At 72.0% G+C, this 7,253-nt stretch carries 5 protein-coding genes; 4 read left to right on the forward strand and 1 reads right to left on the reverse strand.

Translation table 11 applies throughout. From position 1 onward, the window contains the following. Positions 1–239: 239 nt before the first annotated feature. From ACYVD5_RS22070 to ACYVD5_RS22080, 3 genes are read left to right on the forward strand one after another with little or no spacing between them, the layout of a single operon-like run. A complete protein-coding gene (locus ACYVD5_RS22070; protein ID WP_461003025.1) occupies positions 240–2,084 on the forward strand; it encodes a sigma-70 family RNA polymerase sigma factor in 1,845 nt (614 codons plus the stop codon). Further along, positions 2,060–3,802, forward strand: coding sequence for an NYN domain-containing protein (locus ACYVD5_RS22075; RefSeq protein WP_461003026.1), 1,743 nt, complete (start codon positions 2,060–2,062; stop codon positions 3,800–3,802). Before ACYVD5_RS22070 ends, ACYVD5_RS22075 begins: the two co-directional genes overlap by 25 nt. A gap of 55 nt (positions 3,803–3,857) precedes the next feature. Next, positions 3,858–4,433 (forward strand): tetratricopeptide repeat protein, encoded by a 576-nt coding sequence (locus ACYVD5_RS22080; RefSeq protein WP_461003027.1) that lies wholly within the window; start codon positions 3,858–3,860, stop codon positions 4,431–4,433. Between the two features lie 48 nt (positions 4,434–4,481). Here ACYVD5_RS22080 and ACYVD5_RS22085 read toward each other — a convergent pair whose 3' ends face one another. Continuing rightward, a complete protein-coding gene (locus ACYVD5_RS22085) occupies positions 4,482–5,126 on the reverse strand; it encodes an HAD family hydrolase (RefSeq protein ID WP_461003028.1) in 645 nt (214 codons plus the stop codon). Between the two features lie 292 nt (positions 5,127–5,418). On the opposite strand from ACYVD5_RS22085, the gene putP reads away from it, so the two are divergent. Further along, complete coding sequence (gene putP, locus ACYVD5_RS22090; protein WP_461003029.1) at positions 5,419–6,975, forward strand: sodium/proline symporter PutP; 1,557 nt, start codon at positions 5,419–5,421, stop codon at positions 6,973–6,975. Positions 6,976–7,253: the final 278 nt, after the last annotated feature.

Below are 7,253 nucleotides of genomic sequence, written 5' to 3' on the forward strand. Positions count from 1 at the left end.
CGGTACTCAGCGCCTTCACCCCTATTCACGGAGTTCGGTGGCGGTCATGACGCGAGTGCGGGAACATTTTTCCGCGGCGGTCTTCCGGGGAGCGGTCCCAGATGGGAAGCCTTCCCCGATCCCCCCGGAACCCAGCGGGCACCGCACGCGCACCGGTCGGCGCTGCATCGTCCACCGGCCCCCACACCTCAGTTGAGTCAGCGAGCAATCGAGCAACCGGCACATCGGAAGGCGGGCGCATGTCCGAGTCCCACGGCGACCACACCGAGCTACTCGCGGGTGACGACGAGCTGCTTGCACGGGTCCGCCAAGGCGACACCGGTGCATTCGAGGAGCTCTACGTCCGCCACGCCGACGCGGCCCGCGGTCTGGCCCGCCAACTGGTCCGCAGCGAGAGCGAGGTCGACGATGCCGTCGCCGAGGCGTTCGCGCGCCTCCTCGCGGTCTTAGGGCGCGGCGGCGGCCCCGCCGACGGGTTCCGGCCCTACCTGCTGACCGCGCTGCGCCACGTCGTCTACGACCGGTTCCGCGGCGAGAAGCGCCAGGTCGTCACCGACGACATGGAGAAGTTCGACTCCGGCGAGCCGTTCGTCGATCCGGCGCTGGCCGGGTTGGAGCGTTCGCTGATCGCCCGCGCTTACCTTTCGCTGCCCGAACGGTGGCAGGCGGTGCTCTGGTACACGGAGATCGAGGGGGTCAAGCCCGCCGAGGCGGCGCCCAGCCTGGGGATGAACCCCAACAGCGTGGCGGCGCTGGCCTACCGTGCGCGCGAAGGGCTGCGCCAGGCGTACCTGCAGATGCACCTGGCCGGCGGTGCCGCGGAGTCCTGCCGTCCGGCCATCGGCCTGCTGGGCGCCTACGTGCGCGACGGGCTGGCCAAGCGCGATACCGCGACCGTGGACCGCCACCTCGACGAGTGCGGGCACTGCAGCGAGGTCTACGCCGAGCTGATGGACGTGAACGTCGGGTTGCGGGGGATCGTCCTGCCGCTGGTGGCCGGGCCGGGCGCGGCCGGGTACCTGGCCGCGGCGGGCGGTGTCCCGGTCGGCTTCGGCGGCTGGTGGGACCGGCTGCCAAAGCGTGGGCAGCAGGCGGTGGCGGGCGGTACCGCCGTTGCCGCGGCTGCGGCGGCCGTCGCGTTCGCGCTCGTGAGCAACGACGAGCCGCTCGACCCGCAGCGGCCGTCCGCTCCGCCGGCAGCGGCCGCCCCGCCCGCGCCGCCGCCTCCTCCGCCCGAACCGCCCGCGCAGGAGGAGCCGCCCGCTGCGCCCGCCGAACCCCGGCCGCAGCCGCAGCCCGCCGGGGACCCGCCCCCGCCCGTTTCCCAGGACCCCGCCGAACCCGAACGCCGGGCGGACTCGCCGCCGCCCGAGCCGCCGCCTGCGGAGGTTCCCGAGTCGCCCGCGCCGCCGCCTCCTCCGCCGCCGTCCGAGCCCGCCGAACCGCCGCCTCCGCCTCCGCCCCCGGAACCGGAGCCGGAGCCCGAGCCGGACGTGTCGGTGCACGTGGGACCGGACGGCGTTTGGGTGCACACTCCTGGCGTGGACGTCGGGGTCGGGGTGCGCGGGCAGGGACCGCCCGGTGCCGGCGGACCTCCGGCGGCCGGACCGGGTCCGGTGCCACCGCCGGCGGACGGGCCGGGGCCGGTCCCACCGGAGCCGCCTGGACCGCCTGGACCGCCCGGACCGCCGGACCCCCCGGGACCGCCTGAGGGCGGACCCGGTGCCGCCGCGGGACCGGCGGCCTCCGCGGTTGCGGGCGGCGCCGTCGCCCTTGCCCCGCGGCGGCCGCCCGGCCCGCTCCGGCGGCGGTTGCGGGCCGCCCGCAACCCCCGCTCCAAGGCCCCGCTTGGGCCGCCGGCAGTGGCGTACGACACTCGCCTGGCCTGGATCGATTCGGCCGGAGGGGGTAAGCGGGGGTGGCAAGGCGGCGTACAAACGTCCACAGACTTGGTTAGGCTGTTGCGCGGCCTGTCCATAGGCCCAGTGCCGAACGCCGGCAGGGCCCGGTGCGTGGATCCCACCCCGGGCGACCAACCAACGGGAAGGGGCGGTGTCGCGTGGATCGCTGCGCGCTGTTCGTAGACGCCGGCTACCTCCTCGCCGACGGTGCGATGGCAGTGCACGGAACCCGCAACCGCGATTCCGTGTCATGGGACTACGCGGGGCTCGTGCAACTCCTCAACGAGGTGGCGCGGGACCGGACGCAGCTCCCGCTGTTGCGCTGTTACTGGTACGAGGCGACCGCCGACGGCCGCCGCACCCAGGAGCAGGACGGAATCGCGGACATTCCCGGCATCAAATTCCGAGCCGCGCGTATCCGTCCGGGCAGACGGGAAGGCGTCGAAAGCTACGTCCAACGGGACCTGACCACACTCGCGCGCACCGGAGTGCTGTGCGAAGCCGTCCTCGTCAGCGGTGACGAGGACATGGCCCAGGTCGTGTCGGACGTACAGGACCTCGGCGTCCGTGTCACCGTCGTGCACATCTCGGTCGAGGGGAACTGGACCATCTCGCGGACACTGCGCCGCGAGTGCGACGACCTGATCGAAATCGGCGCGGGACACCTGCGCCCCCACGTCAACCTGCTCTCGGGCGTGGGCGACGAAGAGCAGACCGAAACCACCACCCCGCTGGGCAACGGCCGCTCGCACAGCCCGCCGGAGATGCCGCGCCGCCCGGTGGCGGCCCATCCCGCACCGGGCCGCGTCGAGCCGGCGGCCGCGGCCTCCGGGGGCTACGAAGGCTACGAACCGGTCTTCGCCGGCACCGGGGGGCAGCCGGCCATGTCCGGCAGCGCCATGGACCAGTTGCGCGCGATGCAGCAGAGCATCGCCCAGCAGCGCGGCGGCGGCGACCACCTCGCCCCCCAGGGCGGTGCCGAGCCCCCGCAGCGCAGTTCGCCCTCGGGCCCCATCGATGTGAACGGCTTCCCCTCGGGCGGCCACACTCCGCCGCCCGGTGGCGGAACCGGCGCCCACACCGGCATGTCCGGTGCCCAGCCGGGCAACCAGCAGCAGCCGGGCCCGCAAGCGCCGCCCGGCGGCCCCGATCCCGGCTACGGCATGCCGCCCGGCGGCACCGGGCCCCACCCGGGAATGCGCGGCGCGCAGAACCCGTACGGGCAGCAGCAGGGCGGACGCCAGGTGCCGCCGCAGCACCAGGGCGGCCCGCCGACCGGCGGCCATCCCGCCCAGGGGCAGCACACCGGGGGGCATCCGGCACAGCACCCGCCGACCGGCGGGCACCCCTCCATGTCGGGGCACCAGTACGAACGCGAGAACCCGCCGGCCCGGAACACTCCACCACCCCCACCGGATCCCCGGTACGGGTCGAACACCGGCGAGAACCCGGGGTTCGGAGGTAACACCGGACCAAACCCTACTTTTGGGGCCAGTACGGAAGGTGACTCCCGATTCGGGAGTTCCGGCGGAACCCGGCCCGGGTCCGCGCCTGGTACTGGTCCCCAGCCCGAACACCGTCTTCAGCACGGTCCCTACACCGATCCGACTCCCAGCTTGGGGCCGCCCCTGCCCGCAGGAGCGCCGTCGGCGAACACGATCGACGGCGCAGTGAATGCCGCGCACCAGGAGGGGAACGATTTCGCCGAGTCGATCGCCCGCGACGCCCCCACCCTGTGGATGGAGGCGGTCCTGGCACGCCGTCCGCGGATGCCCTCCGACCTGGAGGCGCGACTGCTGCAGGGATCTGCGCTGCCGATCGACTTCCTGCTCCGCGACGAGGTCCGCGAGGCGCTGCGGCAGGGGTTTTGGGGCGCGTTGGAACGCGCGGCCAGGGGGTGAGCGGCGGCGGAGCCCACCGCGGTCGCACGATGTTGGGGAGCGAGGGAGGGCGGCATTGACCCGCGTGACGACGGCCGATCTCGACCGGCTGGAATTCCGCGCCGTCCAGTCCGGCGACCATGTCGACGTTGCCCGGGAGCTCCTCGGCCTGGCCAACATCGTCGACGCCGACAGCGAGATCTCGCGCGCCGAGATCTTCGTGCGCGCCGGCGAGCAGTGGGAGTCCGCTCAGGAGTTCGAGCGGGCTTCGGCCGCCTACCAGCGCGCCATCGACGACGGCGGCGTGACCATCATCGACGCCCGCGCCCTTCAGGCCGGCGCGCTGCTGGAGCTCGACATGATCGACTCCGCCTATGCGCAGTTGGAGCGCTTGAGCACTGAGGGGCCGCGCAACCTGCCCACCTGCATCCACATCGTCGAGAGCCTCAACGCCCACGGCGACCTCGAAGGCGCGCATTCCTGGGCGACCCTGGGCATCGAGCGCTTCCTTCACCAGGACGTGTCGGCCTATGTGCACGATTTGCTGATGGAGCTGCTGCGCGCCAGGTTCCGCATCCGCATGGACCTCGGCCGGGGCGAGGACGACTTCGACCGGATGCTCGACGACTGGAACCGGCCCACCGGCCGGTGACGGCCGAGCGGACGGCGCTGCCGCAGCGCCGTCCACAGCCTGTGCGTGCTACGCGGCCCGGTCCAGCAGTTCGCGGCCGCGCGTGTAGGCCGCCATCAGGCTCGTGCCGCGGTACTGCGCCCGGGCGAGGCCGGCCAGGTGGTGGTCGGCGTTGACCGCGACACTGTGGTGGAGGTGGCCGAACAGCGGGGCGTCGGACATGGAGTCCCCGTAGGCGACGCACCGCTCCAGGGGAATGGCGGCGCGCCGCCGGGTCTCCTCGACGATGCGGACCTTGTCGGCGGGCACCAGGATGTCGTCGGGCTCGGGCGGGCGCGAGAACGGCAGGGGCGGGAACCGGGAGGCGACCACGTCGTCGAAGCCGAACCCGAGCAGCCGCCGGGCGAAGAAGTCGGTCGCCATGGTGACGACGAGCGAGTGCTCGCCGCGGGCGCGGATGTCGGCGCAGACCTCGGCGATCTCCGCCATGAAGGGGGCCGCCCGGAACGCCGCGTCGACGTGGTCCTCCGTCAGTTCCGACCACAGGCCGTGCAGCGCCGCGGAGAAGACCTTGGTGTCGATCTCGCCCGCGCTGAAGGCGCGTTCCAGGTCGAGCAGCTCGGCCTCGGTCCCGCAGGTGCGCGCGATCTGCACGGCGGCGCTCGTGCCGTTGATGAGGGTGCCGTCCATGTCGAATACGTGCAGGAGGGTCATGGTATTCGTCCTACCATTCCGTCCTGGGTGGCGTCGCACCGTTTTCCGGGTCCCGCGGACCGCCGATACCGGCTCGGAGCGGGCCGGTTCGGCGGCTGTTCGATCCGACAAGTGCGGTGCGCCTCCGTGCCACGATCGGACAAGTGTGTCCGGCCAACAACTCGGCGAGGTATCGAAGACGTAGCCACTTCCATATCGGACATTGCCCTCAGACTGCGGCGGACGCCAGGATCCATGCATTGCCTCACATTCGTGCATTGCCCGACTCCCGACCAGTTGAAAGGGGAGCCGCTTGGATACGTCGACGGTGGCCTCGATAGCCACATTCGCCGCGTACTTCATCGTCATGATCGCCATCGGTGTCGCGGTGTATAAACGCACGAAGTCGCTGTCCGACTTCGTGCTCGGCGGCCGGCAGCTGAACAGCTGGGTGGCCGGCCTGAGCGCCAACGCGAGCGACTTCAGCGCGTGGCTGCTGCTGGGCCTGCCGGGCGCCATCTACCTCTCCGGACTGGGTGAAGCCTGGATCGCGGTGGGCCTGGCGATCGGCTTCGCGGCGAGCTGGTGGCTCATCGCCGGCCGGCTGCGGGTCTACACCGAGCGGGTCACCGACGCCCGCAGCGGCGGAGACTCCGACTCGCTGACCCTGTCGTCCTACCTGGAGAACCGCTTCGCCGACCGCAGCGGCGTGCTCCGCCTGGTCTCGGCCGTGCTGATCCTGGCCTTCTACCTCTTCTACGTGGCCTCCGGACTCGTGGCGATGGGCGGCCTGTTCAACCAGGTGTTCGGCATGCCGAACGCGGTCGCCATCATCGCCGGCGGCTCGATCGTGGTCATCTACACCTTCCTCGGCGGTTTCCTCGCGGTCAGCTTCACCGACGTGGTGCAGGCGGTGATGATGTGGATCGCGCTGCTCGTGGTCCCGGTCGTCGCCATGGTCGCCATCACCACCGACCCGGGCCGCACCCCCGCGGCGTTCACCGAGGTCCTGGGCGGTGTCGAGGGCAGTCTCGGCGACGCACTCGCGCCCATGGTGATCATCTCCGGGCTGGCCTGGGGCATCGGCTACCTCGGCCAACCGCACATCCTCGCCCGGTTCATGGGCATCCGTTCGGCCGGCGATGTCCGCAAGGCCGGTGTCATCAGTGTCGGCTGGGCCATCACCGCGATGATCATGGCCGTGGTGCTCGGGTTCACCGGCGTTGTCTACTTCGAGACCCCGCTCGGTGACCCCGAGCAGGTGTTCGCCCAGCTCATCCAGGCCGTGCTCACCCCGTGGGTGGCCGGGCTGCTGCTGGCGGCGATCCTCGCCGCGGTGATGAGCACCGCCGACTCCCAGCTGCTGGTGGGTGCCTCGGCCGTGACCGAGGACGGGTACCGGGCGTTCGTCAAGCGCGACGCCTCGGCGATGTCGCTGGTGTGGGTCAGCCGCGGCGCGGTCATGGTGATCGCGGTGCTGGCCGCACTGATCGCGCTGTCCGGGAACAACACGGTCATGGACCTGGTCAGCTACGCCTGGGCCGGGTTCGGAGCCGGGTTCGGCCCCGTCATCCTGCTGTCGCTGTACTGGCGCAAGATGAACCGGGCGGCGGCGCTCGCCGGCATGATCGGCGGCGGCGTGACCTCCGTGCTGTGGGACATTCTGGACAACAGCGGGATCAGCCTGGGGCCGATCGCGGTTGACCCCCTGGGCACCGGCCTCTACACGATGGTGCCGGCGGTCATCGTCAGCCTGGCCGGGATCTTCATCTTCCAGAACGTGGGCCGCACGACGCCCGAGATGGAGGCGGACTTCGACCGCGTCGAGCGCGAGTTCACCAACCCGGGCGGCGCCGCAGTGGGCCGCTGAGGCCTCAGCGAATCCTCCTGAGCAGAAGTTGCGCAGGCCGCGGCCGCGCACGCCCGCGAGGCGTGTGCGGCCGCCGCTGTTTCCGGCGGGTGCCTGTGCGCGGCGGTGCCGCCGCCGCCAACGCAAACAGCGCTGGATTCGTTGTGCGGGTCGGGCCCGGTCGCCCGAACCGCGGCGCCGGCCGGGCTGCGGTGCCGTTGTCGGAATCGGCGCACCCCTAGATCGTTGATGGGAGTTTCCCGAACCGGCTGCGGGCATGGCGAAGGGCGCCGAAGATC

The organism is Streptomonospora sediminis (assembly GCF_054778995.1).

Excerpts from the sequence above, each read along its gene's own strand:
- ACYVD5_RS22085 (WP_461003028.1), bottom strand. The coding sequence starts at position 5,126 with ATGACCCTCCTGCACGTATTCGACATGGACGGCACCCTCATCAACGGC.
- ACYVD5_RS22070 (WP_461003025.1), top strand. The coding sequence starts at position 240 with ATGTCCGAGTCCCACGGCGACCACACCGAGCTACTCGCGGGTGACGAC.